Source organism: Streptomyces sp. NPDC039480, from assembly GCF_055597165.1.
This window is the reverse complement of record NZ_JBVITX010000003.1, coordinates 259,072-285,495: the sequence shown is the minus strand read 5'-3', so window position 1 is coordinate 285,495 and position 26,424 is coordinate 259,072. Positions and strand designations below refer to the sequence as shown.

Below are 26,424 nucleotides of genomic sequence, written 5' to 3'. Positions count from 1 at the left end.
GGTCCGGGCAGTGACGGCGCGGTTCACGGTGCTCGGTGACGTCGAGGTCCAGGTGGACGGTCGGCACATCGACGTGGGTCATCTGCGGCAGCGCTCTGTGCTCGCGGTGCTGCTGGCCGAGGCCAACCGCACCGTCTCGGTGGACCAACTGGCCGACCGCGTCTGGGCGGACCGGCTGCCGCGGCGGTTCCGCACCACCCTCTACAGCTACCTGTCCCGCCTGCGGCAGGCCCTGCTGGGGGCCGGGGGCGCCGAGGAAGCAGACGGCGCCGGTGCGCGGATCGTGAAGGAGCCCGGCGGCTACCGGCTCACAGTGGACCCCTCAGCGGTGGACATGCACCACTTCCGGAGTTTGGTGGCGCGGGCCAGGGCCGCCGAGGACGGCGAGCGCGCCCTGGCCCTGTACGAGGAAGCCCTCGCCCTGTGGCGGGGCGAGCCGTTCGCCACTCTGGACACGCCCTGGTTCGGCGGGCTGCGCGAGAATCTCGTACGCGAACGGTTCGCGGCCGAGCTGGACCGCACCGACCTCGCACTGGGCCGGGGCCGTCATGGTGAACTGCTGGCCGAGCTGACCGCGCGGGCGCAGGCGCACCCGCTGGACGAACGGCTGGCCGGCCAGCTGATGCTCGCCCTGCACAGATCCGGGCGGGCGGCCGACGCCCTGGGCCACTACCGGCACACCCGGGAACGGCTCGCGGAGGAGCTCGGCGTGGACCCCGGAGCGGCCTTGCGGGACCTGCACCAGCGGATCCTCACGGCCGACGCCTCGCTGGAGCCGGACGCCCCGCCCGCGGTCGCCGCCCCGCTGCCCGTGCCCCGTCAATTACCGGCGCCGCCCGGGGTGTTCACCGGCCGCGGCAAGGAACTGGACCAGCTCTCGCAGGCCCTGGACGCCTCGGAGGGCGAGGGCCCCGGCGGGACCGTGGTGATCTCGGCGATCGGCGGCATCGGCGGCCTGGGCAAGACCTGGCTGGCCCTGCGCTGGGCGCACGAGAACGCCCACCGGTTCCCGGACGGCCAGCTGTACGTGAACCTGCGCGGGTTCGACCCGGCCGAGCAGCCGATGCCCACCGCCCTCGCGGTACGCGCGTGGCTCGACGCGCTGCACGCCGACCCGGACAGCATCCCGGCGGACCCGGAGGCGCAGGCCGCGCGGTACCGGAGCCTCGTGGCCGGGCGGCGCATGCTGATCCTCATGGACGACGCCCGCGACGCCGACCAGGTCCGCCCGCTGCTGCCCGGCAGCCCGTCGTGCACCGTCCTGATCACCAGCCGCAACCGCCTGACCGCCCTGGCGGCGACGCACGGCGCCCAATTGGTGCCGCTCGACGTCCTCGGCCGGGACGAGTCGCACCACCTGCTGGTCAGCCACCTCGGCGCGTCCCGGGTCGCGGCCGAACCGGATTCCGTGGCCGCGCTGATCGACCACTGCGCCGGACTGCCGCTGGCCCTCGGGGTCGTGGCCGCCCGCGCCGCCACCCACCCGGACTTCCCGCTGACCGTCCTCGCCGCGGAGCTGAGCCGGTCCGCCGACCGCCTCGACGCACTCGACATCGGCGACCTCACGGCCAGCCTCCGTGCCGCCTTCGCCGCCTCCCACCGGGCCCTCACCCCGGCGGCCGGCGCCCTGTTCGTCCTGCTCGGCCTGGCTCCCGGCCCCGACATCGGCCTGGCCGCCGCGGCGAGCCTCGCCGCGCTGCCCCGGGCCAGGGCGCGGGCTCTGCTGATGGAGCTGGACTCCGCCCACCTGGTGCGGCAGGAGCGCCCGGGCCGCTACCGGATGCACGACCTGGTGCGTTTGTACGCGGCCGAACTCGCCCAGCAGCGGCCCGACCAGGACCGGGCAGCCGCCCTCACCCGGCTCGTCGACTTCTACGTCCACTCCGCCCATGCGGCCAACCGGCGCCTGGACGGCCCGAACACCCCCTTCGCCTTCCGGCTCGAGCCGCCGGCGGCCGGGTGCGAACCGCTGGACCCGGCGGACACCACGGCCGCGCTCCGGTGGTTCGAGGAGGAACACGCGTGCCTCCTCGCCGTCCAGTCCCTCGCCCTGGCAACCGGCCGCGAGCCCCAGGTGTGGCGACTGGCCTGGTCCCTCATCTCGTACCACCAGGGCGGCTACCACCTCACGGAGTACGTCACCGTCTGGCAGGCCGCCCTGACCGCGGCCGAACGCCACGGCGACAACCCCGCCGCCAGAGCCCTGGCACATTGGCGCTACGGCCACGCCCGCTCCCTGACCGACGACTACGACGAAGCCCTGGAACACCTCGGCCTGGCCCTCACCCTGGCCGAACACGCCGACGACGTCGCGGGCCAGGCACACATCTCCCGCACCCTCGGCCGGGTCTGGGAACAGCACGGCGACGACGCCCGCGCCCTGGACCACGCGCGGCGCGCCCTCGCCCTCTACCAGCGGCTGGACAACCCCGTCTGGCAGGCCAACCAGCTCAACGCCGTCGGCTGGATGTACGCGCAGCTCGGCCGCTATCCGCAGGCCCGCACCCACTGCGAGCAGGCGCTGCGTCTCTACGAGGAGCACGCGCGCCCCATCGACGCCTCCACCACGCTCGACAGCCTCGGCTACATCGCCCACCACACCGGCCGACACGAGCAGGCCCTCGCGTACTACCGGCGCGCTCTGGCCCTCTTCCGCGGGCACGAGGACGCGTCGAACGAGGCGGACACCCTGGCCAACCTCGCCGAGACCCACGACGCCATGGGCAGCACCGACCTCGCCCGTGAGGCCTGGCAGCAGGCGCTGACGCTGTACCGGTCCCAGAACCGCACGGGACCGGCCGAGCGGGTGGAAGCCCGTCTCGTCGGCCAGCGGGGTCGCGTCGCCCAGCCGGAGGCGGACGCCCCAAATAGCTCCCTTTCGTCCTGATTCGCGAAGGCGGCACCGGGGAACCCGTGTGCAGTGATCAACAGGCCACGGAGGCCGAGCCGACCGAGTCGTCGGCCGACCGCCTGGGCCTGAGCCTTTCCCTTCAGGAGGACTCCATGCTGGACAACACGCTGCCGCTGCTCAGTCAGGGTTACGCGTGGCTCCCCGACCTGACCCGCCGCCGGGGCCCGGGCGCCGTCCGTACCCGCTTGCTGGGCAAGCAGGCCATCGCGTTGCGCGGCCCCGCGGCCGTCGGGTTCTTCTACGACGAGGACCACGTGCGCCGCCGGACGGCCCTGCCCGAACCCATCCTGGCCACGCTCTTCGGCAAGGGCGCGGTGCACACCCTCGACGGGGCGGAGCACCGGCGGCGCAAGGAGCTCTTCGTGACGGTCCTCAAGGACACCGCGGGCGTCACCGGACTGGCCCGGCATGTCGCCGACGAGTGGGATCGGTCCTGCAAGGAGTGGGCCGACCACCCCCAGGTGACGCTGTTCGACGAAGTGAGCGTCCTGATCACACGGGCCGTGTGCGCGTGGGCGGGCGTCCCTCTTCCGGAGCACCCCGACGACGAATCGCGGCGGACCGCGCAGGACCTGGTGGCGATGGTCGACGGCTTCGCCACGGCGGGGCCGAGGCACTGGAAGGCCCGCCTCGCCCGGCGGCGCCAGGAGGCACGCCTTGCCCGGCTGATCGAGGACGTCCGGTCGGCGGGGGAGCAGGGGGCGGGGGAACCGCCCTCCGTGGTGGCGGCCGTGGCGTTCCACCGCGACGCCGACGGTGAGCTGCTCGAACCGCGTACGGCCGCCGTCGAGCTCCTCAACATCCTCCGGCCGACCGTCGCCGTCACCTGGTTCACGGTGTTCGGGGCGCACGCCCTGCACCGGCACCCGGCGCTCCGGAAGCGACTGGCCGCGCAGGACGAGGGCTACGCGCGGGCGTTCGCCCACGAGGTGCGGCGCTTCTACCCGTTCGCGCCGTTCGTCGCAGGCCTCGCCCCCGACGACATCGAATGGCACGGCGAACCCATCGCCGAGGGCACCATGGTCCTCCTCGACCTCTACGGACAGAACCACGACCCCGAACTGTGGGACGCGCCCTACACATTCGACCCCGAGCGGTTCACCGGCCGCGAACCCGGACGCGACGAACTGGTCCCGCAGGGCGGTGGGGATGCCTCCCAGGGCCACCGCTGCCCGGGCGAGGACGTCACCCTTGCGGTCCTCAGCACCCTGCTCCCGCGCCTCGCGCGGCTCGACCACGACGTCCCCGAGCAGGACCTGCGCATCCCCCTGAACCGCGTGCCGACCATGCCCCGCAGCGGCTTCGTCATCAGCGGAGTGACCAAGCGGGAGAAGTGACCGGGGCAGAGAAGTGACCGAGCGAGAGAAAGGTACGCAGTGATGAGACGTGCGGCGCTGTTCGACGTCGACGGAACGCTCACCGACACCAACCACCTGCACGTGACCACCTGGTGGGAGGCGTTCCGCCAAGCGGGACACCAGGTCGCGATGCACGACATCCACCGGGCCGTCGGCCTCGGCTCGACCGACCTCATCGCCCACCTGCTCGGCGAGGACCGGGACACCGGCCAGGAGGAGGCGATCAGCGACGCGCACAGCACCCTGTACGGGACGTACTTCGACCGGCTGCCCGCTCTGGAAGGCGCGAGCGACCTGCTGCACGCGCTGCACGACCGCGGGTGGCGCATCGTCCTCGCGACCTCGGCGGGCGGCTCGGAGCTTGAAGCGCTCCGCCGGGCCATCGACGCCGACGACGTCATCCTCGGCATCGCGAGCGCGGACGACGTGTCCTCGGGCAAACCGGCTCCCGACCCCGTCCACCACGCCCTGGAGATCGCCGAATGCGCCCCGGAGGACGCGCTGTTCGTGGGTGACACGGTGTGGGACATGCGGGCGGCGTCCCGGGCGGGCGTACGCAGCGTCGCGGTGCTCTCCGGAGGCATTCCCCGGAGCGATCTGGAGGAGGCCGGTGCCGCGGCCGTGTACGCGCACCCCGCCGAGATGCTGAGCCGCCTGGACAGCGAGGTCCTCGCCGGCACTTAGGGCCTGTAAGAAGACCGACCGGCCGCACCCCAATGCGGCCGGTCGGCGACACGGGCGCCCGACGGCCGTTCCGGCGCTGCGCACCCCGCGTCCCGTATGCCCCACCCATTCGAAGGTATTCACCCCCGATCTCCTTGCTCACACGGCTGTTTGACCCCCCAAACGCAGGGCAGGCGAACGTCGTGCTTCGGACCGGAGGCGCGTTCGCGGGAGCGGTGTGTTCACTCCTGGTGGATGCCTGTCACTGGGGCGCCCCGTTTCTCGCGGTCACTTATTGGCGGCACCGTTGAGGAGCGATTCTGATGCCTACGGACCTCACTGCATACTCCGCCCGTCGCCGTACGACGGGCCGGCACTCCCACCACGACGCACCGGACACCACCGCGGAATTCGCCCGGCTCGCGTCGCTCGACGACGGCCCCGAGCGGGAAGTCCTGTGCGAGCAGATCGTCGAGGCATGGCTGCCCATGGCCCACCGGCTGGCCGCCCGCTACCGCAACAAGGGCGAGAACCTGGAAGACCTGCGGCAGGTCGCCGCGATGGGCCTGGTCAAGGCCGTCAACCGGTACGAGCCCGGCCGCGGCGCTTTCGAGAGCTACGCCGTGCCCACCATCACCGGCGAACTGCGCAGGCACTTCCGCGACCGGATGTGGGACGTGCGGGTGCCGCGCCGCGTCCAGGATCTGCGCAACAAGGTCCGTGCCACGCGCCGTGAACTCATCGACCAGCCGGGCAGCGGCCCCGAGCCCTCCATCGCCGACATCGCCGCGCACGCGGGGCTGACCGAGGACGAGGTGCGGGACGGCATGCAGGCGATGGAGGGCTACAGCGCCCTCTCGCTGGACGCCGAGATCTCCTCCGCCGACCCCGACGGGTTCAGCCTCGCCGACACGCTCGGGGCGCCGGACACCGCGTACGACGTCATCACCGACCGGGAGGCGGCCAAGAACGGGCTGCGGAAGCTCCCGGAGCGCGAGCGCACCATCCTGTACCTGCGCTTCTTCGAGGACATGACGCAGAGCCGGATAGCCGAGAAGCTCGGCATCTCCCAGATGCACGTCTCGCGCCTGATCAGCCGCAGCTGCGACCGCGTGCGCGCCGAGGCCGGCTACGCGGACGCGGGCACCGCCGCCCGCGCCGCCTGACCCCGCGCGGGCCGTGACACGGCTCGGCCCGTCCACCGAGCCAGGTGGACGGGCCGCTGTGCCGAGTCGGGGCTACAGAATGGCGCCCGGCGTGTAGGCCGCGGCCTCGGGGTGCTTCTTCAGCAGGTCCTCGATCCGCGCCACGACCGCGGCGATCTGGTCGCTCGCGGCGCCGGTGAAGGACAGCTTGTCGGCCATCAGCTCGTCCAACTGCGCGCGGTCCAGCGGGATCCGGGCGTCGGCGGCAAGCTTGTCGAGCAGTTCGTTGCGCTCGGCGCCCTGCTCACGCATGGCGAGCGCGGAGGCGACGGCGTTCTCCTTGATGGCCTCGTGGGCCTCCTCGCGGCCGACGCCCGCGCGCACCGAGGCCATGAGGACCTTGGTGGTGGCGAGGAAGGGGAGGTAGCGGTCCAGCTCGCGCGCCACGACCGCCGGGAAGGCGCCGAACTCGTCGAGCACGGTGAGGAAGGTCTCCAGGAGACCGTCGAGCGCGAAGAACGCGTCGGGCAGGGCGACCCGTCGTACGACGGAACAGGAGACGTCGCCCTCGTTCCACTGGTCGCCCGCCAGCTCGCCGGTCATCGAGGCGTAGCCGCGCAGGATGACGGTGAGGCCGTTGACGCGCTCGCAGGAGCGGGTGTTCATCTTGTGCGGCATCGCGGACGAGCCGACCTGGCCCGGCTTGAAGCCCTCGGTCACCAGCTCGTGGCCCGCCATCAGGCGGATCGTCTTGGCCAGCGAGGACGGCGCGGCGGCCACCTGCACCAGAGCGGTGACGACGTCGTAGTCGAGCGAGCGCGGGTAGACCTGGCCGACCGAGGTGAAGGCCGTCTCGAACCCGAGGTGCGAGGCGATGCGCTGCTCCAGGTCGGCCAGCTTCCCGGCGTCGCCGCCGAGCAGGTCGAGCATGTCCTGGGCGGTGCCGACCGGGCCCTTGATGCCGCGCAGCGGGTAGCGCTCGACGAGCTCGTCCAGGCGGCGGTAGGCGACGAGGAGTTCGTCGGCGCCGGTCGCGAAGCGCTTGCCCAGCGTCGTCGCCTGCGCGGCGACGTTGTGGGAGCGGCCGGCCATCACCAGCTCGGCGTACTCGCCGGCGAGCTTGCCGAGCCGGGCGAGGACCGCGACCGTACGGGAGCGGATCAGCTCCAGGGAGAGCCGGATCTGCAGCTGCTCCACGTTCTCGGTGAGGTCGCGCGAGGTCATGCCCTTGTGGACGTGCTCGTGCCCGGCGAGGGCGTTGAACTCCTCGATGCGGGCCTTCACGTCGTGGCGCGTGACCTTCTCGCGCTCGGCGATCGAGGCCAGGTCGACGTGGTCGAGCACGCGCTCGTAGTCGGCGATGGCGGCGTCCGGAACCTCGATCCCGAGGTCCTTCTGCGCGCGCAGCACGGCGAGCCAGAGCTGACGCTCCAGCTTCACCTTCTGCTCGGGCGACCAGAGGGTGGCGAGCTCGGCGGAGGCATAACGTCCGGCGAGGACGTTCGGGATACGGGGCTTTGCAGGCGCAGCAGTCACGTGTACGGATTCTACTGGGCATTCATGCAGGCCAGCGCCACGCCCCCGTTCGTCGGAAGCTACGAGAGCGTGAGTCGGCGGACAGGGCCTAGGGGAGCGGGCCGTCGTAGGGGAGCAGGTCGGGGCGCTTGGGCGCGCGTCCGTCGCCGGAGGAGCGGCCGGTGAGGCGGCGCCCTATCCACGGCCCGAGGTGCTGCCTGGCGAACCGGGCGTCGGCGATGCGGCGCACCGCCCAGCCCGGCGGCACGGCGGCCGGCAGCGGGGTCTGCCAGTCGTCCTCGGGGGAGTGGCCGAGCGCCTGCCACACGGCCTCGGCGACCCTGCGGTGCCCCTCGGCCGTGAGGTGCAGCCGGTCCACGTCCCACATGCGCTGGTCGCCGAGGGCGGCGGAGCCGTAGAGGTCCACGACCAGCGCGCCATGCCGGTCGGCCAGGTCGTCGATGTGCGTGAACAGCTCCTCCATGCGCGGGCGGAACCGCTCCATCACCGGGCCGTTGCGACCCGGGCTGCGCATCAGGACGAGCTGCTTGCAGGCGGGCGCGAGGCGCTCCACGGCCTCTTCGAGCAGATCGCGGACGCGGCGCATGTCGCACTTGGGGCGCAGGGTGTCGTTGAGCCCGCCCACCAGGGTGACCACGTCGGCCTGCATCGCGGCCGCGACGTCGACCTGTTCGTCGACGATCTGGCCGATGAGCTTGCCGCGCACCGCGAGGTTCGCGTACCGGAAGCCGGGGCTGTGCGCCGCCATCCGGCCGGCCAGGAGGTCGGCCCAGCCGCGGTAGCTGCCGTCGGGCAGCAGGTCCGACATGCCCTCGGTGAAGGAGTCGCCGACCGCGACGAGACTGGTGTAGTTGGCATTCATCTGCATGGCGGAAGCGATGGTATCCCGCCGGGGCGCACCGTCGCAGGTGTCACCCGGGGCCGGGCTCGGTGAGCCGGGCCACCACCGTTTCCCCGACGTCGGTGAACGCCTCGATCTGTTCGGGGGTCAGCAGATCCATGAAGTGCCTGCGCACGGACTCCACGTGCAGTGGGGCGGCCGCTTCGATCGTGCGCAGCCCCTCCTCCGTGAGCACGACCACCGCGCCCCTGCCGTCCGTCGCGCACTCTTCGCGCACCACGAGGCCGCGCTGTTGCATACGGGCGAGGTGATGGGAGAGGCGGCTGCGGGACCAGAGCATGCGGTCCGCGAGCTCGCTGACGCGGCGGCGGTGGTCGGGGCTCGCGCCCAGGTTGGACAGGACGTCGTAGTCGGGGTCGGAGAGTCCGCTCTGCCGGTTGAGATCGCGGGAAAGCTCCGCGTTGAGCAGCAGGAACATGCGGCGGTACGCCTGCCATGCGCGCTGTTCGCGGTCGGTCAGCCAGCGGGGTTCCTGGGGCATGGACCCACCGTATCGGAGATTTGGTTGACATGTCATTCAGCTCGCTCCTACCGTAATAGGTGACACGTCAACCACTAACGGTGCGGGTACCGCTGCTGTTCGAAGGGTGACGGCACCACCATGTGAAGGAGCGGCACGATGCCTCGTCTGTATGTCGTCTCGGCGAGTACCCGGCCCACCTCCGCGGGCCGCCCGCTGGCCGTCTGGGTAGCGGAAATCGCCGCCGCCCGCGAGGAGTTCGAGACCACCCTGATCGACCTCGGCGAGGTCGGCCTGCCGTTCTTCGACGAGCCCGAGCACCCGTCGGAAGGCCGCTACATCCACCGGCACACCAAGGACTGGAGCGCGACCGTCGCGGCCGCCGACTGCTTCGTCTTCGTCATGCCGATGTACAACGGCGGCTTCACCGCGCCCCTGAAGAACGCCATCGACTACTTGCAGAAGGAGTGGCAGGGCAAGCCGGTGGGCCTGATCAGCTACAGCGCGGACAGCTCCGGAGGAGCCCCCGCCGTCGAGATGATCCAGCCGGTGCTGCGCAGGGTGGGGCTGCGGCCCGCAGGGCGGAGCCTGTCGGTCTCCGGCATCGAGGACCGCCTGGCCGGCCGGGACGGAGGCTTCGTGGCCACGGCGGAGCTCACCGCGCAGGCGGCCGCCGTGCTCGACGAGGTGGCGCTGCTGGCCGCCGCGGAGCCGACCGCTGTCTGAGGGTCCCCACAGGCACCACACCCTCCGCTTCCCGGGTCTCCCGGCCCCTGGGCAGTGTGGCGTCACGGCGGTATGCCATAGGCGAGCCGTCGTCACGAGAGAGCGAGCCAGCCATGTGGACCGGAGCCTTCTGGAAGGCCACCGCGGAACGCGCGATCCGCACGTTCGCGCAGGCGCTGGCCGCCGTACTGGTCGCCGGGGCGACCAGCCTGCTGGACGTCGAGTGGGGCGCGGCCTTCGCGACGGCGGGCCTCGCCGCGGTCCTCGCGGTCCTGACGGCGCTCGGGGCCGCGGAGGCCGGTGCGGCGGGGCCCGGCATCACCGAGCAGCCGACGCCGTCGGCGGGGGCGGGCGAACGGGTCCTCTGAGCGGTGCGGCGGAGGGCGGGAAGGCCTCTCCGCCGCCCCGCTCAGGACCAGCAGGTCAGGACCAGCAGGTCAGGACCAGCAGGTCAGGACCAGCAGGTCAGGACCAGCAGGTCAGGACCAGCAGGTCAGGCTGCGGGCCCGGGTCACGGGTCACACCGGCTGGCCGAACAGCTCCTGCAGCACGTCCTCCATCGTGACCATCCCGGCGAGCCTGCCGTCCGAACCGAGCACCGCCGCCACATGCGTGCGGCTGCCACGCATGGCGGTCAGCACGTCGTCCAGCGGCGTCGTCTCGCGCACCTGGGCGATCTTGCGCATGTCCGGAACCCGGAACGGCAGATCGCGCGGCGCCCGGTCCAGGGCGTCCTTGACGTGCAGATAGCCGACGATGCGGCGGCCGTCGTCGACCACGGGGAAGCGGGAGAACCCGGACTCGGCCGAGAGCTGCTCCAACTGTTCCGGGGTGACGCCCACGCGCGCGTAGACCACGTCCTCCAGCGGCAGGACCACGTCCCTGACCGGGCGGCGGCCCAGTTCGAGCGCGTCGTGCAGCCGCTCCTGCGCACGGTTGTCGATCAGACCCGCGTCTCCGGAGTCCTTGACCATGCGGGCGAGGTCGTCGTCGGAGAAGCTCGCCGACACCTCGTCCTTGGCCTCGACGTGCAGCAGCTTCAGCAGACCGTTGGCGAACGCGTTGATCGCGAAGATCACCGGGCGCAGCGCCCGCGCAAGCGCCACCAGCGGCGGCCCGAGGAGCAGCGCCGAGCGCACGGGCTCGGCGAGCGCGATGTTCTTCGGGATCATCTCGCCGAGCAGCATGTGCAGATAGGTCGCAAGGGCCAGCGCGATGACGAACGAGATCGGGTGGACCAGGCCGTGCGGCACGCCCACCGCGTCGAACGCGGGCTCCAGCAGATGCGCGATGGCCGGCTCCGCGACGATGCCGAGGACGAGGGTGCACAGCGTGATGCCGAGCTGCGCTGCGGCGAGCAGCGCCGACACGTGCTGGAGACCCCACATGACGCTCTTGGCGCGCTTGTTCCCGTCCTCCGCGTGCGGCTCGATCTGGCTGCGGCGTACGGAGATGAGCGCGAACTCGGCGCCCACGAAGAAGGCGTTGACGACGAGCGTCGCCAGACCGATCAGCAGCTGGATGGCGGTCATCGGGCGTCCTCCTCGTGGTCGGCGCGGGCCGTGCGGGCGTCGTGGACGTCGTGATCGCCGGGCAGTGGCGGCGCGTGCAGCAGCACGCGGGCGGCGCGCCGCCCCGTGGCGTCGACGACGTCCAGCCGCCAGCCGCCCACCTCGACGTCGTCACCGACGGCGGGGATGCGGCCGAGCCGCGTGGCGACGAGGCCGGCGAGGGTCTCGTACGGCCCGTCGGGCACCCGCAGACCGACCCGCGCGAGCTGGTCGGTGCGGGCGGCGCCGTCGGCGGAGTACAGCGTCCTGCCGTCGTCGTCGGTGCCCTCGACGGTGATGTCGGACGTCTCGTGCGGGTCGTGCTCGTCCCGCACCTCGCCGACGACCTCCTCGACGATGTCCTCCAGGGTGGCCACCCCGGCGGTCCCGCCGTACTCGTCGATGACCACGGCCATCGTGCGCTTGCCCGAGAGCCGGTCGAGGAGCCGGTCGACGGTCAGCGTCTCCGGGACGAGCAGCGGCTCGCGCAGCAGTTCGGAGACGGGGACGCGCTGCCTGCGCTCGGCCGGTATGGCGAGCACGTCCTTGATGTGGGCGACGCCGACGACCGTGTCGAGGTTCCCGCGGTACACGGGGAAGCGGGAGAGTCCTGTGGCGCGCGTGGCGTTGGCGACGTCCTCGCAGGTGGCGTGCACGTCGAGGGCCATGACCTGGACGCGGGGCGTCATCACGTTCTCCGCGGTGAGGTCGGCGAGGTTCAGCGTGCGCACGAACAGCTCGGCGGTGTCCGCCTCCAGGGCGCCCTCCCTGGCGGAGTGGCGGGCCAGGGCCACCAGCTCCTTGGGGCCGCGCGCGGAGGCGAGCTCCTCGGTGGGCTCCATGCCGAAGCGGCGTACGGAACGGTTGGCGGTGTTGTTCAGATGCGCGATGAACGGCCGGAACGCGGCGCTGAACAGTCGCTGGGGCGTGGCCACCCGCTTGGCGACCGCGAGCGGCGAGGAGATCGCCCAGTTCTTCGGGACCAGCTCGCCGACGACCATCAGGAAGACCGTCGACAGGGCCGTGCCGATGACCAGGGCGATGGAGGAGGCCGCCGACCCGGGGACGCCGAGGTCACGCAGCGGACCCGCGATCAGTTTGGCGATGGACGGCTCCGAGAGCATGCCGACCACGAGGTTGGTGACGGTGATGCCGAGCTGGGCGCCCGAGAGCTGGAAGGTGAGGTTCTTGACGGCTTTGAGGGCGCCGGCCGCGCCGCGCTCGCCGCGCTCGACGGCCCGCTCGAGCTCGCTGCGCTCGACCGTCGTGAGGGAGAACTCCGCCGCGACGAAGACACCGCACGCCAGGCTGAGCAGCACCGCCACGAGGAGCAGGAGCACTTCGGTCATCGGGTCACCTCCGTCCCATGATCGGACAGGAGCGGGAGGAGTGCGCGATGTCGGGTACTGGGAGGCTCGCCCATGGGCGGACGCTCACACCTTTCAGTCGGATACGAGTGGTACGTACAGGGTAAAGGACCGGCAAAGCCGCTCCGACCCCAGGCGGGGTCTACTCCTCGTACCCGGCAGGGAGCGGCTTCACCCAGCGGCTCCACTGCGGCTCGGGAGCGTAGCCCGCCGCGCGCCAGGCGTGGTGGGCGAGATCGTTGCGGTCCAGGACCATCGCGTCGCCGCGCCGCCCGCCGAGCCGCACGAACCGCTCCTCCGCGGCGGCGAGCAGCGCCGAGCCCACGCCGCGGCGGCGGTGCTCCGGGTGCACGGCGAGGCGGTACAGATGGCAGCGCCAGCCGTCGAAGCCCGCGATGACCGTGCCCGCGAGCTCGCCGCCACGCTCCGCGAGGATCAGCGCCTCGGGGTCCCTGGCGACGAGCCGCTCCACCCCTGAGCGGTCGTCGCTGATGCTCGTGCCCTCGGCGGCCGTCTTCCAGAAGGCGAGCACCGCGTCGAGGTCCTCGGCCGTCGCGGTCCGCACGTGCAGGTCGTTGTCCCGTACATGGAGAGCGTTCATGCCAGCATCCCACCATCGGCCGGCGCCCCGGCGCACGGATTTTTCAGGATGCGGACGCCGGGGCATCACTCGTGCGCGATGGCCGCCAGCACGTTCATGCGCGACGCGCGCAGCGCCGGCAGGAGCGCCGCCGCGAGGCCGACGACCACCGAACCGATCACCACCGCGACGATCGTCGTCCAGGGGAACGCCAGCTCCTTCATGCCTTGAAGCGCGAGCACCTGCTGCACGGCGACGCCCCACACCAGGCCGAGCGCGAGGCCGAGCAGCGCCCCGAACACGGCGATCACCACCGACTCCAGGCGGATCATGCGGCGCAGCTGACGCCGTCCGAGGCCGATGGCGCGCAGCAGACCGATCTCCCTGGTGCGCTCCACGACCGACAGGGCGAGGGTGTTGACCACGCCGAGGACCGCGATGACGATCGCCAGGCCGAGGAGGGCGTAGACGAGGTACAGCATCACGGCGATCTGCTGCCGGATCAGCTCTTTGTAGTCGGCCTGGTCGCGCACCTGCACCTGCGGATACGGGTCGAGGGTCTTCTCCAGGCGCTCGCGCAGGGTGTCCGCGTCCGTGCCCGATGCCGCGTTGACGAACAACGCGGAGTCCTGGCCGCCCGGCACGTACTTCTCGACCGTGCCGAACCCGAGGAAGAGCCCGCCCTCGATGCCGAAGCCCTCGGCGGAGTCCTGGTCGGTGAGCGCGCCGACCGTCAGCTTCGTCTCGCGTCCGCCGGGGAACGTCGCGGGCAGCGCGTCCCCGAGCCGCACCTCGTGCTTCTCCGCGAAGTCCTTGTCCATGCCGATCCGCCCGGCCGCCAGTGCCTCCCGTGAACTGCCCTGCGCGTACGTGACCTTGGCGACGTCGTCGAGTCGCGGGTCGTATCCGGCGGCGGTCGACTCGACGTTCTTGCCGTCGGGCAGCGCCAGTTCGATGGGCGTGAAGCGCTGGCGTACGACGAGACCGGCGCCCTCGGTGTCCTCGACCTTCCCGGTGATCTCCGGCGAGAACGGCATGAAGTTGCTGTTCTGTACGACGAAGTCCGCGCCGAGCGTCTTGTCGATCTGCCGGTCGAACGACTTCGTCATCGACGCACTGGCCACCGAGAGACCGCCGACCAGCGCGAGCCCCACCATCAGCGCGGCCGCCGTGGCGCCCGTGCGCCGCGGGTTGCGCAGCGCGTTGCGCTGGCTCATCCGGCCGACCGGGCCGAAGACCGCGGGGAACGCACCGCCGAGCACCCGGATCACCGGGCGTACCAGGAGCGGCCCCGCGACGACCGTGGCGATCAGGGTCAGGACGATGCCGAGCCCCAGCAGCGACGCCGCGGACGAGGTCTTCTCCGCCGTCGCGCAACCGATCAGCGCGGCGGCACCGGCCGCCCCGACGACGGCACCCACGACGGCCCGCACCTTCAACGGCCGCCCCACACCGGCGATCTCCGCGTCGGCGAGCGCCGCCATCGGCGACACCTGCGCGGCCCGCCGGGCCGGGAGGTACGCCGCGACGAAGGTGACGCCGACCCCGACGACGTACGAGGCGACGGGCGTCGCCCACCCGAGGACCATCTCCGTGGACTTCAGGTTCATCCCGAGCAGGCCCATCAGCTCGATCAGGCCGAGGGCCAGCCCTATGCCCGCGGCGAGCCCGAGCGTCGAGCCGACCAGGCCGAGCAGCAGCGCCTCGAAGAGCACGGAGCGGCGCACCTGCCTGCGGTCGGCGCCGAGGGCGCGCAGCAGGCCCAGTTCGCGGGTGCGCTGCGCGATGAGCATCGAGAAGGTGTTGACGATCAGGAAGATGCCCACGAGCACGGCGACCCCGGCGAAGCCGAGCATCACGTACTTGATGACGTCGAGGAACCCGCCGAGTTCGGAGGCCGCCGACTCGGCCTGCTCGTCGGCGGTCTCCAGCTTGTAGCCGGAGCCCAGCTCGGCGGCGATGCGGCGCTTCAGTGTCGGGTCCCCGACGCCGTCCGCGGCCGTCACGGAGATGCTCGTCGCCACGTCCTCCGAGCCGAGGAGCTCGCGCTGGGCGGTCGACGTGTCGAGGAAGACGAGCGCGGCACCGGGGTTCGTGGTGGTGAACGTGGCGATGCCGACGATCTTCACCTTGAACGAGCCGGGCCGTGCCAGGACGGTGAGGGTGTCCCCGATCTCCACGTCCTTTTTTTCGGCCGTGTCCGCGTCGATCATCGCCTGACCGTCGCCGCGCGGGGCATGGCCCGAGGTGAGCTCCACGGGGCTGCGGTCGGTGGGATACCAGTTGGTGGCGATGGTGGGGGCGCCGGTCGTCGAGCTCACGGATTCGTTGTCGCGGTCGACGATGGTGATGTTCTCGACGGACACGTCGACGTGCGTGTCCTCGACCCCGTCGACCCCGGCCACCCGCTCCTTGAGGTTCGCGGGAACCGTCGGCGTCTGCCCGGACGGCATGGCCTCGTCCAGGTCCTCCTTCGGGGCGACCGTCACATCGGCCGATGTGGAGGCGAAGAGACGGTCGAAGGTGCGCGTGACCGTGTCCGAGAAGATCAGACTGCCCGCCACGAACGCGACGGAGAGGATGACGGCCAGCGCGGAGAGCGCGAGCCGCCCCTTGTGCGCCAGGAAGCTTCTGAGTGTCGCCTTCAGCACCGCGGCCCCCGGCTCAGCTCTGGTCGGACGGTTTGTCGACGGACACGGACGTGCCCGGCGCTGCCGTGGTCGGGCCCGGCGCCGCCCCGGGAGCGCCCGATGCCACCGCGTGCAGGGCGTCGAACCGCTTCATGCGTTCGAGCACCGCCTCCGCCGTCGGCCGCTCCATGTCGTCCACGATCCGGCCGTCGCCGAGGAAGAGCACCAGGTCGGAGTGGGCGGCGGCGCCGGGATCGTGGGTCACCATGACGACGGTCTGGCCGAGCTGGTCCACCGCCTCGCGCAGGAAGCCGAGGACTTCGAGCCCGGCCCGCGAGTCGAGGTTGCCCGTCGGCTCGTCGGCGAAGATCAGCTCGGGTTTGGCGGCCAGCGCCCGCGCGCACGCCACCCGCTGCTGCTGCCCGCCGGACAGCTGCGCGGGACGGTGCTTGAGCCGGTCCCGCAGCCCCAGCGTGTCGATGACGTGCTCCAACCAGTCGCGGTTGGGCCGCTGCCCGGCGATGTCCATCGGCAGCGTCATGTTCTCCAGGGCGTTGAGCGTGGGGATGAGGTTGAAGGACTGGAACATGAAGCCGACGCGGTCGCGCCGCAGCCGGGTCAGTTCGCGCTCCTTGAGACCGGTGATCTCGGTGTCGCCGAGCCACACCTGGCCCGCCGATACGCTGTCGAGGCCGGCGAGGCAGTGCATCAAAGTGGACTTCCCCGAACCGGAGGGGCCCATGACGGCGGTGAAGCGCTCGCGCGTGATGTCCACGTCGACCGAGTCGAGGGCGAGCACGGTCGTCTCGCCCGAGCCGTACGCCTTGGTGAGGCCGCGGGCGCGCGCGGCGATCCCGGCGGGCTCCGGGCGGCCCGCGGCCGGTGTCGAAGCAGGTGTGGACAAGGCGGCCTCCTGGGTTGTGGCCGTTCCAACTCCCGTAACCCCGACGAGAGTAGTGGGGCCGCCCGGGTGTCCGGTATCCCTCCGAGGTCGGGCCCCGAAACGTATGTAAGGGGCAAGGTCATGGCGGTCTTGTGGTGCTAGCACCCCGGCGCTAGCTTGACGGTATGGCGAAGACACAGCTGAACGTGCGGGTGGACGAGGACACCGCCAGGGCCGCGCGGGAGCGCGCCTTGGCCCGCGGCATGAGCGTCAACCGCTATATCGAAGAGCTCGTCAAACAGGACGCCGGCGAAATCGGACATACCTTCGTCGAGGCCGCCGCCGACTTCATGAAGCAGTACGAGTCGGTGTTCGCCGAGGAGTTCGGCGTCGAGCGCGAGGGCAGCCGCCCGGTGCGTGAAGGTCGCTGCTGAGCCGTTGGACCTCAGAATCGACCTCGCCTGGCTCCTGATGGTCGCCGAACACAAGACGCCCGGGGACCCGCAGGTCACCGACTGGGGCGCGCTCGTCGCCGCCGTCAGCAGACACGAGGCGGAGATATTCGGCGTGCCCGTCTACGAAACCCCGCACGACCGCGCGGCGGCGCTCCTCCAAGTCCTGCTCCACATCCCCGCCCTCGAGCGCTCGAACGCCCTCTTCGCCTCCTCCGTCGCCTACGCCTACCTCGTCTCCAGCGGCCTGAAGGTCGTCACCTCGCCCGAGCAGGTGCGCGAACTGGCCCGTCTTGTGAAGGAGGACGGCGCGAGCGTGCACGCCATAGCGGACCAGCTGCGCCAGTGGAGCCTGTGAGCCGGCGTCAGGCCAGGTCGGGCCGGTGAGCCGTGCCCAGTACGCAGTACGACGTCGGCAGGCGTGGCCCCTTCGCCGGGACCAGGAACCGCCGGTGCGCGCCGAGCTCGAACCCGGCGTCGCGCAGGGCCGCCAGTGGCTCCCGCGCGACGTGACAGCCGCCGAACAGCGGCGGCCACACCGTCCGGTCCAGGACGCGCTGGGTGACCGACATCAGCGTCCCCGGCGCCCGGCCGTGCTCGAAGAACCGCAGCTCACCGCCGGGCCGCAGCACTCGCCGCAGCTCGCCGAGCGCCCGCCGCACGTCGCGCACGCTGCACAGTACGAGCGAGACGACCGCCGCGTCGAACGCCTCGCTCTTGACGGGCAGCGCCTCCGCGGCGCCTGGCACGACGTCCACCGGCACGTCTGCGCGCAGGGCCGCGGAGACCGCGAGCCGCCGCAGAACGCGCTCCGGCTCGATTGCCACGACCTCGGAGACCGCGCCCGGGTAGTACGGGAAGTTGAGCCCGTTCCCCGCACCGACCTCGATCACCCGCCCGGCGAGCCCGGCGAGCAGCTCCCGCCGGTGACCACCGATGAGAGGCTCGGCGGCCACGCTCTGCCGAGCGTAGAAACGCGCGAAAACGGGATGATGCACAGCGTCCCGGGACACGGACTTGGCGGAGCGCGGCGACATGGACCCTCCTCGACGGAGCGAGCGGACAGGGCCATGGTCCCCCGCCACCGGGCCGAGCGACCCCACCGCGACGTCGTGTCCCGCTGTACGCGGGCGTCACGCGCGCACGTAGCGGCAGAAGAGCTGTTCATCGCCACCGCCCCTGGAACGGTGAAAGCCGCACTGCTCCAGAAGCCGGTCCGCCTCGGCCCGAGGGTAGAGACGGAAGGTCGAACGCTGATGGGCGACGACGGCGTCCCCGCGCAGGATGAAGTAGTCCTTGGTGACCCGTCCGTCGCCGTGATCGTGCAGGTCCTGCGCGTATACGAGCCCGCCGGGCAGGGGCCGCCGGTAAGGCCGGTGGGCCTTCTGCACGGACAGCAGCAGGGTGGCGCCCGGCCGGAGCGCGGCGGCGAGATTACGCAGGCCCGTGACGTTCTCCTCGTCCTCCAGGAGGTGACTGCCCAGCTGTGTGCCGGCTTCGTCGCGCAGCCACAGCCAGACCCCGCCGACGGAGTAGGCGACGTCGAACTCGCCCGGGAGGCCCGGCTGCAGGATGTCCTGACCGAGGAGCCGCACCCGCGGGCCGAGCCGCGCGCGGGCCCGGTCCAGCATGCTCGGGGTGTGATCGATACCGGTGAGCCGCAACGCCGAGGACGCCGACTCCACCAGCCGCTCGCAGACCAGGCCGGTGCCCACGCCCAGCTCCAGTACCTGCCCGCGCGCGGGCATATGGGACAAGAGCTCGCGTGCGTAGGCGTCGTAGTCGTAGTACCCCGACGTCATGATCAGGTCGTAGTGCTCCGCAAGCGCGGCATAGGAATCACTCACGCTGCACTTCTACCCGTCGAGGAGGGGGAAGGCGCGGCGCTCCCTCCCCCTCCGTCACAGGGACCGCTGAATCACGGCCTCCACGCCCCCGGCGCCTCCCGCTCCGCGAACGCCGCTCCGTCCCACGTGCCTCCCAGCTCCGGGCCCAGCCAGCCGGCCGCCGCCACGCGGAAGTCGGGGGCCGCGAGCGATGCGGCTCCGGAGGGGATTGCGCCGAGGAGGGGTGTGCCCGCGTCCTTCGGGAGGTCCGCGAGGTTGCAGCGGGACGCCAGGTCGGGGGCGGACGGCCAGCTGCCGACCAGGGGGCCCAGCTGGCGTACACCGCGCGCCCGCAGCGCTTCCGCCGCCAGCGCCGTCGAGTTGAGCGTGCCGAGGCCCGCCGTGACGACCAGCAGGACCGGCGCGTCCAGGAGACGCGCCGCGTCCGCGAGGGTGCCGCCCTCGTCGTCGAGGCGCACCAGCAGCCCGCCGGCTCCCTCGACGAGCACCAGGTCGTGCTCGGTCGCGAGCTTCGCCGCCGCGTCTGCCACGTCCTGCGGGTGGATCTGTGCGAGACCGGCCCGCCGCGCCGCGACGTCGGGCGCCAACGGCTCGGGGTAGCGGGCCAGTTCGAGCGTGGTGACGCCGTCCCCCGCGAGCCGCGTCACCTCCTGCGCGTCGCCGGGGCCGCCGGGCGCGACCCCGGTCTGCGCCGGCTTGAGCACGGCGACGCTGCGCCCGGCCGCCAGGGCGACCGCGGCCACCGCGGCGGTCGTCACCGTCTTGCCGATCTCCGTGCCCGTACCGGACACCACGATCACCGTCACGTCACCCCTCCTTCGCCGCCGCGCACACCGCGCGCGCGATCTGTGCCACGTCGTCGTCGCCCGTGACGAACGGCGGCATCGTGTAGATCAGGTCGCGGAACGGCCGCACCCACACACCCTCACGCACCGCCGCACGCGTCGCCGCGGCCATGTCCACCGGGTGGTCCAGCTGTACGACACCGATCGCCCCGAGGACACGGACCTCCCGTACCGAAGGGAGAGCGGCCGCCTCGGCCAGGCCGTTCCGCAGGCCCGACTCGATGCGCTTCACCTCGGTCGGCCAGTCCTGCCCGAGCAGCAGGTCGATCGAGGCACCGGCCACCGCCGCGGCCAGCGGATTGCCCATGAACGTCGGCCCGTGCGCCAGGACCGGCACCTCGCCCCGAGAGATGCCGTCGGCGACCCGCGCCGTGCAGAGCGTCGCCGCCATCGACAGATAGCCGCCGGTCAGCGCCTTGCCGACGCACATCACATCGGGGGAGACACCGGCGTGGTCGGCCGCGAACAGCGCACCCGTACGGCCGAAGCCCGTCGCGATCTCGTCGAACACCAGAAGCACGTCGTGGGCGTCGCACGCCTCCCGAAGAGCGCGGAGATAGCCGGGGGAGTGGAACCGCATCCCGCCGGCCCCCTGCACCACGGGCTCGACGATCACCGCGGCGAGCTCGTGGGCGTGCCGCCCGATGAGCTCATGGAGGTGCTCGGCGTACGACTCCTCGTACGCGTCGAACCCGCTCGGCGGCGCGTCCGCGAACACCTGCTGCGGCAGCACCCCCTGCCACAGCTCGTGCATACCGCCCTTGGGGTCGCACACGGCCATCGGCTGCCACGTGTCGCCGTGGTAGCCGCCGCGCCACGTCAGCATCCGCCGCTTCTCGGGCCGACCGAGCGAGCGCCAGTGCTGCAGGCACATCTTCACCGCGACCTCGACCGCGACGGAACCCGAGTCGGAGAGGAAGACGTGCTCCAGACCGTCGGGCGTCATGTCGACGAGGCGTTTGGCGAGCGCGACGGCGGGCTCGTGCGTCAGTCCGCCGAACATGACGTGGCTCATGCGGTCCAGCTGGCCGCGCACCGCGTCGTTGAGCACGGGGTGGTTGTATCCGTGGATCGCCGACCACCAGGACGACATGCCGTCGATCAGTTCGGTGCCGCCCGCCAGGCGCATCCGGACGCCGCTCGCGGACTCGACGACCAGGGGTTCCTGGCGGCCGGGCATCGGCCCGTAGGGGTGCCAGACGTGCTGCCGGTCGAGGGCGAGCAGGTCCGCCGTGGACAGGTCAGGCATTGGGGGCCAGGTCCGTTCCCGCGCCCCGGCGGCGTACCGCCACCAGGTCCGTGCGTGCCTCGTTGGCACCGGCCGCGGGCGCCGCCGCGGGTTCCGCCGCGGCCTCGGCGGCCGGCTCGGAGCTCCCGCAGGGACCACAGCCACCCCCCTCGTGCGAGCCGCAGGCGCCCCCGTCGTGCGAGCCGCAGCCCCCCGCGACCGCGGCCGTCGCGTCGGCGCGGTGCTGCGGCAGCGTCACCTGGTCCGTGCCCTCGACCTCGAAGCCGGCGTCCGCGATCATCTCCAGGTCGGCCTTGCCGGCCTGGCCCTCACTGGTCAGGTAGTCGCCCAGGAAGATGGAGTTGGCGATGTTCAGGGCGAGCGGCTGCAGCGAGCGCAGATGGACTTCCCGGCCGCCCGCGATGCGCACCTCGATGTCCGGGCAGACGAAGCGGACCATCGCGAGGATGCGCAGACAGCGCTGCGGCGTGAGGTTCCACTCCTTGGCCAGCGGTGTGCCCTCGAAGGGGATCAGGAAGTTCACCGGCACCGAGTCCGGGTCGAGCTCGCGCAGCGAGAAGACGACGTCGACCAGGTCCTCGTCCTGCTCGCCCATGCCCGCGATCAGCCCCGAGCAGGCGGAGAGCCCCGCCGCGTGCGCCTTCTGCACGGTGTCGACGCGGTCGGCGTACGTGTGGGTCTTGGTGATGTCCGCGTACGTCGCCTCGGACGTGTTCAGGTTGTGGTTGTACGCGTCGGCGCCCGCGCCCCGCAGCCGCTCCGCCTGGCCGTCCGAGAGCAGACCGAGGCAGGCACACACCTCGACGCCCTCGTTCTGCTCCTTGACGGCCGCGATGGTCTGCGCGACCCGGTCGACGTCACGGTCCGTCGGGCCGCGGCCGCTGGCGACCAGACAGACCCGCTTCGCGCCGCCCGCGACCCCGGCCGCCGCGGCCTGCGAGGCCTCGTCGGGCTTCAGCCAGGTGTACTTCAGGATCTCGGCCTTGGAGCCGAGGCGCTGCGAACAGTACGAGCAGTCCTCGGGGCACAGGCCCGACTTGAGGTTGACCAGATAGTTGAGTTTCACCCGGCGCCCGAACCACTGCCGCCGTACCTTCCCGGCGGCGGCCACTACGTCCAGGAGTTCGTCGTCGGAGGTGGCCAGGACGGCCAGCGCCTCTTCACGGGTCGGCAGTTCGCGCCGAAGCCCCTTGTCCACCAGCGTGTTCAGCAGGTCCATGGCGCTGATCCTTACGCACGGCAGCCTGCCGGGCCAAGGAGAGTTCGCACAACAGAAACGGTTTGAGGTGTGGGTATTGCCACACCCTGGCCAGGTGGCACGACGACTAAGGTCTGTGCAATGTCTACAAACAGGCACCCCGTGACGGCCGCGTCCACCGCCCCCGGCGACGCCCCGGGCGACGCCCTCGACCGGGCACCGCGCACCGCGTTCGGCTGGCTCGACGAGCAGGCGCGGCTGCGCGCGGACGCCGGACTCGTCCGCACCCTGCGCCCGCGCCCCGCCGAGGCGGACGGCCTCCTCGATCTGGCGGGAAACGACTACCTGGGCCTGACCCGGCACCCCGAGGTCACCGAGGGCGCGGCCGCCGCGGCCCGGCGCTGGGGCGGCGGTGCCACCGGGTCCCGGCTCGTCACGGGATCCACGGAGCTGCACGCCGAACTGGAGCGTGAGCTCGCCGCTTTCTGCGGCGTCGAGGCGGCCCTCGTCTTCTCCTCCGGTTACGCGGCGAACCTCGCCGCCGTCACCGCGCTCGCCCCGCACGGCTCGCTGATCGTCTCCGACGCGGGCAACCACGCGTCCCTGATCGACGGGTGCCGGCTCGCGCGCGGGACGACGCAGGTGGTGCCGCACGCCGACCCCGAGGCGGTCCGCAAGACGCTGGACGCGCACGACGGTCCCGCCGTCATGGTGTCCGACTCGGTGTTCTCGGTCGACGGCGACATGGCGCCGCTCGCGGAACTCGCCGCGGTCTGCCGCGGCTTCGGCGCGGGGCTGATCGTCGACGACGCCCATGGACTCGGGGTGCTCGGCGAGGGCGGCCGGGGCGCCCCGTACGCGGCGGGTCTCGCCGGCGCGGACGACACCGTGGTCACCCTCACCCTCTCGAAGTCCCTCGGCAGCCAGGGCGGCGCCGTACTGGGCCCCGCCAAGGTCATCGAGCACCTGGTGAACGCCGCCCGCACCTTCATCTTCGACACGGGCCTCGCGCCCGCCGCGGCCGGCGCCGCCCTCGCGGCCCTGCGCCTGCTGCGCCGCGAGCCCGGCCGGGCCGCACGCGCCCGCGAGGTCGCGGCCGAGCTGCATCGCCGTCTCACGGCCGAAGGTCTGTCGGCGGTACGACCCGACGCCGCCGTCGTCTCCGTACGCGCCCCGTCACCGGAGCAGGCCGTGCGGTGGGCCGCCGACTGCCGGGCGGAGGGTCTCGCCGTGGGCTGCTTCCGGCCGCCGTCGGTGCCGGACGGCATCTCACGGCTGCGGCTGACCGCCCGCGCCGATCTCACCGACGCACAGCTCGTCGGTGCGGTACGGGTGATCAGCCGCAACGCACCCCGATGAAGCGTGCCGGGCCCGCGCAGGGCCGGGTGCTGCTTATCGGAGGCAGTTGGTGAACGACTCCCAGGGGCCGGGGGAGAAGAGCAGGGCGGGCCCTGCGATGTTCTTCGAGTCACGCACGGCACGCAGGCCGGTCAGCGGACCTGAGTCGAGGGTGGCTGTCTCGACACAGTTGTTCATTCCGTTGCTGTAGCTGCTGCGCTGCCACCGCGCACCTTGAATTGTCGTGCTGGAAGGTACGTACCGAGGCATTGCGGTCATTGTGCCTCCTTACGCGCCGTCGCATAGCCCGGCGATGAAATCCGTTGAGTCCTCGGGTGAGAGCGCTTGTACCTGAAGGGAGTTGAAGGCCTCCGTGTACGCCTGGAGGTCTTCTTTCCGTTCGAGGTAGAGGCTACTCGTCAAATGGTCGAGAACAACCACATCCAGATCAGCAATGTCCGGAAATGAAAAAATAACGAAAGGACCGATCAGGCCCACATGCTCACCTGCGGCGAACGGCAACACCTGAAGCCGAACGTGAGGCATGTGAGATGCCTCCTTCAATCGGATCAACTGCCCCGCGAAGACCTGCGCCCCGCCCACCGGCCGCCGCAGCACCGCCTCGTCCATGACCACGCTCAGCCGCAGCGGCGGATCCGCGCGCAGCACGTCCTGCCGGGCAAGCCGGACCTCCACCAACGCCTCGACCTGCTCTTCCGGCAGCTCGCCGAGCGCGGCCCGGGTCACCGCGCGTGCGTACTCGGAGGTCTGCAGCAGGCCGGGAACCACCGAGGTCTCCAGCGTGCGCACCCAACTCGCCTGCGACTCCAGGCTGATGAAATCGCGGTAGGTGGCGGGCAGCAGATCGCGATAGGCCTTCCACCAGTGATGACGCCCCGCGCCGGGATCGTCGGCGCCGGCGAACGCGATGAGCAGCTCGCTGCGCTGCGGATCCTTGACCTGATATGCCTCCATCAGCAGCCGCACGTCGGCGGCTTTCACGCCACTGCGGCCCGTCTCGATCCGGCTCACCTTGGACTGGTGCCAGCCGACCTTGGCGGCGGCTTCGCTGCTGGTGAGCCCCGCGTGGCCGCGCAGGGCGCGCAGGGCGGCGCCGAGCTGTCGACGGCGCACCGCGGGGCCGTACTGCATGCCCGTCTCCTTTCGGACGGAGCCGTCGGATCTCCCGGCGGCAGGGCAGGGCAGTAGGCGAGATTAGAGGAAGTACCGCTCTCCCGCCCAAATACGGTCTGCCGTAGCAGAGTTCACCGCTTCGAGCGACAGATATATGCACATCTCGGTGGATCGCCACCCGTGACCGGCCAAGGAGTGGCAGGCTGGCGCGAAGCACCAGTCCGGGACTGTCCTCGAGTCATCCGCCGCGAGCCGGAGACCGGTCCCGGTGGGAAAGGGACAACGTCGCCATGGCAGACCATCAGGAAGCCTCCGTCACCCTGCCGAGCGATCCTGTCTCGGTCCCCGCCGCCCGGAAATTCGTATCCCGCGTGCTCGCGGAATGGGGCCTGCCCGGTGACGCCGAAGTGGCCGACACGATCAGGCTGATCGTTTCCGAACTCGCCACGAACGCCGTACAGCACACCCTGGGCCAGTCGCCCACCTTCACCGTGGACCTGGAGCTCGACCGTGACGAGCAATTGCGCATCGGTGTCACCGACAGCCACCCCCGCTACCCCAAGCGGCTCCCCGCGGCCGTCCAGCAGGACAACGGCCGCGGCATGGTCATCATCCGCTGGCTGGCGGCCGAGTGCGGCGGCAGGCTCTCGGTCAGCCCCACCGACGAGGGCGGCAAGACCGTGTGGATCGCGCTGCCCTGGCAGGCACCTGTCCAGCGCGGCTCGTGTGACGACGCCCGCTGACCGGCTCGGCCGCGGGCCACGAGTGCCGCGCTGGACGGTGCGGTCAGCGCACCCTGCCGTACCAGACGCTGTTGGACCAGATCTTCTCCAGGCGCACCACGGTCCCCCTCTTGGGCGCGTGCCAGATGCGGTTGTTACCCGCGTAGATCCCGACGTGGTAGACGTTCCTGCCGGAGTGGAAGAACACCAGATCGCCACGGGTCCGCTGGGACCTGGAGATGTGCTTGGTCTTGTTGTACTGCGCGGCGGCCGTGCGAGGCAGCTTCTTGCCCGTCTTCTTGAACGAGTAGAGCGTCAGGCCCGAGCAGTCGAACCGGTTGGGTCCCACCGCCCCGTAGCCGTACGGGGAGCCCTTCTTGGACGCCGCGATCTTGAGCGCCTTCGTCCCGTGTGTCGCTGCCTCGGCCTCCGCCGTGAGCCCGGGGGCCACGACGGTGCCGCCTACGACGGCGAGCGTGAGTGCCGATGCGGCACCGGTCCTGCTCAGCAGCGACGGAACATGATTCAGCGCGGTCATGCGCAACCCTTCGTCAGCCGCCTGTGAAGGATGACCTGTCGGGTTCGGGCAGGCGAAGATGCCCGGCCGCGTCATGCTCTGCGGCTTAACCCCAAGGGCGTCGTCCGGACTTCCCGGACGGGCCCGTCGTACCTGGGTCCTCCACTCCTGCCGTTGCACCGATGTCGACCGGTCATCCGGGTGGCGGCAGGACTCGGCGTCCGCCCGGACCGCCCCGCCGCTGTGGCGGGGGCTTGTCGTCGGAAGGGATCTTGACCCGAAACAGGTCCGAAAACCGAGCCGAAACGGCGTTTTGTGAGGCTCCTCACGACTGACCTGTTCAGGTGGACACTGCCGAATTCGACGTTCCGCCGCCTTCTCCGACGACCGCTCGACCAGCAGCGGAATGCGT

The 26,424-nt window shown here is 71.6% G+C and carries 26 protein-coding genes and 1 riboswitch; of the genes, 10 read left to right on the top strand and 16 right to left on the bottom strand.

Going from position 1 to position 26,424, the window contains the following annotated elements; genetic code table 11:
• Positions 1 to 10: 10 nt before the first annotated feature.
• The 4 genes from ACZ56E_RS11965 (at position 11) to ACZ56E_RS11950 (ending at position 6,098) form a co-directional block, all read left to right on the top strand.
• Positions 11 to 2,887 carry an AfsR/SARP family transcriptional regulator gene (locus ACZ56E_RS11965; protein ID WP_471213474.1) on the top strand — a complete coding sequence of 959 codons (2,877 nt, stop codon included), beginning with the start codon at positions 11 to 13 and terminating at the stop codon, positions 2,885 to 2,887.
• A gap of 116 nt (positions 2,888 to 3,003) precedes the next feature.
• Positions 3,004 to 4,248, top strand: coding sequence for a cytochrome P450 (locus ACZ56E_RS11960; protein ID WP_471213473.1), 1,245 nt, complete (start codon positions 3,004 to 3,006; stop codon positions 4,246 to 4,248).
• 42 nt (positions 4,249 to 4,290) lie between these two features.
• On the top strand, positions 4,291 to 4,953 hold the full coding sequence (locus ACZ56E_RS11955) for an HAD family hydrolase (RefSeq protein ID WP_471213471.1): 663 nt from the start codon (positions 4,291 to 4,293) through the stop codon (positions 4,951 to 4,953).
• 302 nt (positions 4,954 to 5,255) lie between these two features.
• A complete protein-coding gene (locus ACZ56E_RS11950; protein ID WP_471213470.1) occupies positions 5,256 to 6,098 on the top strand; it encodes a SigB/SigF/SigG family RNA polymerase sigma factor in 843 nt (280 codons plus the stop codon).
• Positions 6,099 to 6,170: 72 nt separating this feature from the next.
• On the opposite strand, the gene purB is transcribed toward ACZ56E_RS11950, so the two are convergent.
• The 3 genes from purB to ACZ56E_RS11935 form a co-directional block, all read right to left on the bottom strand.
• On the bottom strand, positions 6,171 to 7,613 hold the full coding sequence (gene purB / locus ACZ56E_RS11945) for an adenylosuccinate lyase (protein WP_471213468.1): 1,443 nt from the start codon (positions 7,611 to 7,613) through the stop codon (positions 6,171 to 6,173).
• Positions 7,614 to 7,701: 88 nt separating this feature from the next.
• Positions 7,702 to 8,481, bottom strand: a complete 780-nt coding sequence (locus ACZ56E_RS11940) for an SGNH/GDSL hydrolase family protein (protein WP_471213466.1) — start codon at positions 8,479 to 8,481, stop codon at positions 7,702 to 7,704.
• Positions 8,482 to 8,524: 43 nt separating this feature from the next.
• Positions 8,525 to 8,995, bottom strand: coding sequence for a MarR family winged helix-turn-helix transcriptional regulator (locus ACZ56E_RS11935; RefSeq protein WP_471213465.1), 471 nt, complete (start codon positions 8,993 to 8,995; stop codon positions 8,525 to 8,527).
• Positions 8,996 to 9,133: 138 nt separating this feature from the next.
• Here ACZ56E_RS11935 and ACZ56E_RS11930 point away from each other — a divergent pair, with 138 nt between their 5' ends.
• Both ACZ56E_RS11930 and ACZ56E_RS11925 read left to right on the top strand, forming a co-directional pair.
• Positions 9,134 to 9,700 (top strand): NADPH-dependent FMN reductase, encoded by a 567-nt coding sequence (locus tag ACZ56E_RS11930; protein WP_471213463.1) that lies wholly within the window; start codon positions 9,134 to 9,136, stop codon positions 9,698 to 9,700.
• A 113-nt stretch (positions 9,701 to 9,813) separates the two neighbouring features.
• On the top strand, positions 9,814 to 10,068 hold the full coding sequence (locus ACZ56E_RS11925; protein ID WP_471213462.1) for a holin: 255 nt from the start codon (positions 9,814 to 9,816) through the stop codon (positions 10,066 to 10,068).
• A 150-nt stretch (positions 10,069 to 10,218) separates the two neighbouring features.
• Here ACZ56E_RS11925 and ACZ56E_RS11920 read toward each other — a convergent pair whose 3' ends face one another.
• From ACZ56E_RS11920 to ACZ56E_RS11900, 5 genes are all read right to left on the bottom strand, one after another.
• Positions 10,219 to 11,232, bottom strand: a complete 1,014-nt coding sequence (locus ACZ56E_RS11920) for a hemolysin family protein (RefSeq protein WP_398306728.1) — start codon at positions 11,230 to 11,232, stop codon at positions 10,219 to 10,221.
• Entirely contained in the window at positions 11,229 to 12,599 is a 1,371-nt protein-coding gene (locus tag ACZ56E_RS11915; RefSeq protein ID WP_468610832.1) for a hemolysin family protein, read from the bottom strand. Before ACZ56E_RS11915 ends, ACZ56E_RS11920 begins: the two co-directional genes overlap by 4 nt.
• Positions 12,600 to 12,759: 160 nt before the next feature.
• Positions 12,760 to 13,218 carry a GNAT family N-acetyltransferase gene (locus ACZ56E_RS11910; protein ID WP_471213461.1) on the bottom strand — a complete coding sequence of 153 codons (459 nt, stop codon included), beginning with the start codon at positions 13,216 to 13,218 and terminating at the stop codon, positions 12,760 to 12,762.
• 65 nt (positions 13,219 to 13,283) lie between these two features.
• On the bottom strand, positions 13,284 to 15,848 hold the full coding sequence (locus ACZ56E_RS11905; RefSeq protein ID WP_471213459.1) for an ABC transporter permease: 2,565 nt from the start codon (positions 15,846 to 15,848) through the stop codon (positions 13,284 to 13,286).
• A gap of 13 nt (positions 15,849 to 15,861) precedes the next feature.
• Positions 15,862 to 16,731, bottom strand: a complete 870-nt coding sequence (locus ACZ56E_RS11900; protein ID WP_471213457.1) for an ABC transporter ATP-binding protein — start codon at positions 16,729 to 16,731, stop codon at positions 15,862 to 15,864.
• Between the two features lie 164 nt (positions 16,732 to 16,895).
• Between ACZ56E_RS11900 and ACZ56E_RS11895 the strand changes: the two genes are divergently transcribed.
• Positions 16,896 to 17,144 (top strand): antitoxin, encoded by a 249-nt coding sequence (locus ACZ56E_RS11895; RefSeq protein WP_362988728.1) that lies wholly within the window; start codon positions 16,896 to 16,898, stop codon positions 17,142 to 17,144.
• A gap of 4 nt (positions 17,145 to 17,148) precedes the next feature.
• The gene (locus tag ACZ56E_RS11890; RefSeq protein WP_398306719.1) at positions 17,149 to 17,520 is read left to right on the top strand and encodes a fic family toxin-antitoxin system, toxin component; all 372 of its coding nucleotides are present in this window, start codon (positions 17,149 to 17,151) and stop codon (positions 17,518 to 17,520) included.
• Positions 17,521 to 17,527: 7 nt separating this feature from the next.
• Here the strand turns inward: ACZ56E_RS11890 and ACZ56E_RS11885 are convergent, their stop codons facing one another.
• The 5 genes from ACZ56E_RS11885 to bioB all read right to left on the bottom strand — a co-directional run bounded on the left by ACZ56E_RS11885 (position 17,528) and on the right by bioB (position 22,322).
• On the bottom strand, positions 17,528 to 18,199 hold the full coding sequence (locus tag ACZ56E_RS11885; protein ID WP_468610840.1) for a class I SAM-dependent methyltransferase: 672 nt from the start codon (positions 18,197 to 18,199) through the stop codon (positions 17,528 to 17,530).
• Between the two features lie 96 nt (positions 18,200 to 18,295).
• Complete coding sequence (locus ACZ56E_RS11880) at positions 18,296 to 19,009, bottom strand: class I SAM-dependent methyltransferase (protein ID WP_471213456.1); 714 nt, start codon at positions 19,007 to 19,009, stop codon at positions 18,296 to 18,298.
• Positions 19,010 to 19,080: 71 nt separating this feature from the next.
• Complete coding sequence (gene bioD / locus ACZ56E_RS11875; protein ID WP_471213454.1) at positions 19,081 to 19,815, bottom strand: dethiobiotin synthase; 735 nt, start codon at positions 19,813 to 19,815, stop codon at positions 19,081 to 19,083.
• 1 nt (position 19,816) lies between these two features.
• Positions 19,817 to 21,103, bottom strand: a complete 1,287-nt coding sequence (locus ACZ56E_RS11870; RefSeq protein ID WP_471213453.1) for an adenosylmethionine--8-amino-7-oxononanoate transaminase — start codon at positions 21,101 to 21,103, stop codon at positions 19,817 to 19,819.
• A complete protein-coding gene (gene bioB / locus ACZ56E_RS11865; RefSeq protein WP_471213451.1) occupies positions 21,096 to 22,322 on the bottom strand; it encodes a biotin synthase BioB in 1,227 nt (408 codons plus the stop codon). The genes ACZ56E_RS11870 and bioB overlap by 8 nt, the downstream gene beginning before the upstream one ends.
• A 120-nt stretch (positions 22,323 to 22,442) precedes the next feature.
• On the opposite strand from bioB, the gene ACZ56E_RS11860 reads away from it, so the two are divergent.
• Entirely contained in the window at positions 22,443 to 23,660 is a 1,218-nt protein-coding gene (locus tag ACZ56E_RS11860) for an 8-amino-7-oxononanoate synthase (RefSeq protein WP_471213449.1), read from the top strand.
• Positions 23,661 to 23,693: 33 nt separating this feature from the next.
• Here the strand turns inward: ACZ56E_RS11860 and ACZ56E_RS11855 are convergent, their stop codons facing one another.
• Positions 23,694 to 23,918 carry a DUF397 domain-containing protein gene (locus ACZ56E_RS11855; protein WP_471213447.1) on the bottom strand — a complete coding sequence of 75 codons (225 nt, stop codon included), beginning with the start codon at positions 23,916 to 23,918 and terminating at the stop codon, positions 23,694 to 23,696.
• Positions 23,919 to 23,927: 9 nt separating this feature from the next.
• Positions 23,928 to 24,791 (bottom strand): helix-turn-helix domain-containing protein, encoded by an 864-nt coding sequence (locus tag ACZ56E_RS11850; protein ID WP_471213445.1) that lies wholly within the window; start codon positions 24,789 to 24,791, stop codon positions 23,928 to 23,930.
• 272 nt (positions 24,792 to 25,063) lie between these two features.
• On the opposite strand from ACZ56E_RS11850, the gene ACZ56E_RS11845 reads away from it, so the two are divergent.
• Positions 25,064 to 25,516, top strand: coding sequence for an ATP-binding protein (locus tag ACZ56E_RS11845; protein ID WP_471213443.1), 453 nt, complete (start codon positions 25,064 to 25,066; stop codon positions 25,514 to 25,516).
• Between the two features lie 43 nt (positions 25,517 to 25,559).
• Here the strand turns inward: ACZ56E_RS11845 and ACZ56E_RS11840 are convergent, their stop codons facing one another.
• Positions 25,560 to 26,033, bottom strand: a complete 474-nt coding sequence (locus ACZ56E_RS11840) for a C40 family peptidase (RefSeq protein WP_468610858.1) — start codon at positions 26,031 to 26,033, stop codon at positions 25,560 to 25,562.
• 3 nt (positions 26,034 to 26,036) lie between these two features.
• Positions 26,037 to 26,213, bottom strand: a riboswitch (cyclic di-AMP (ydaO/yuaA leader).
• Positions 26,214 to 26,424: the final 211 nt, after the last annotated feature.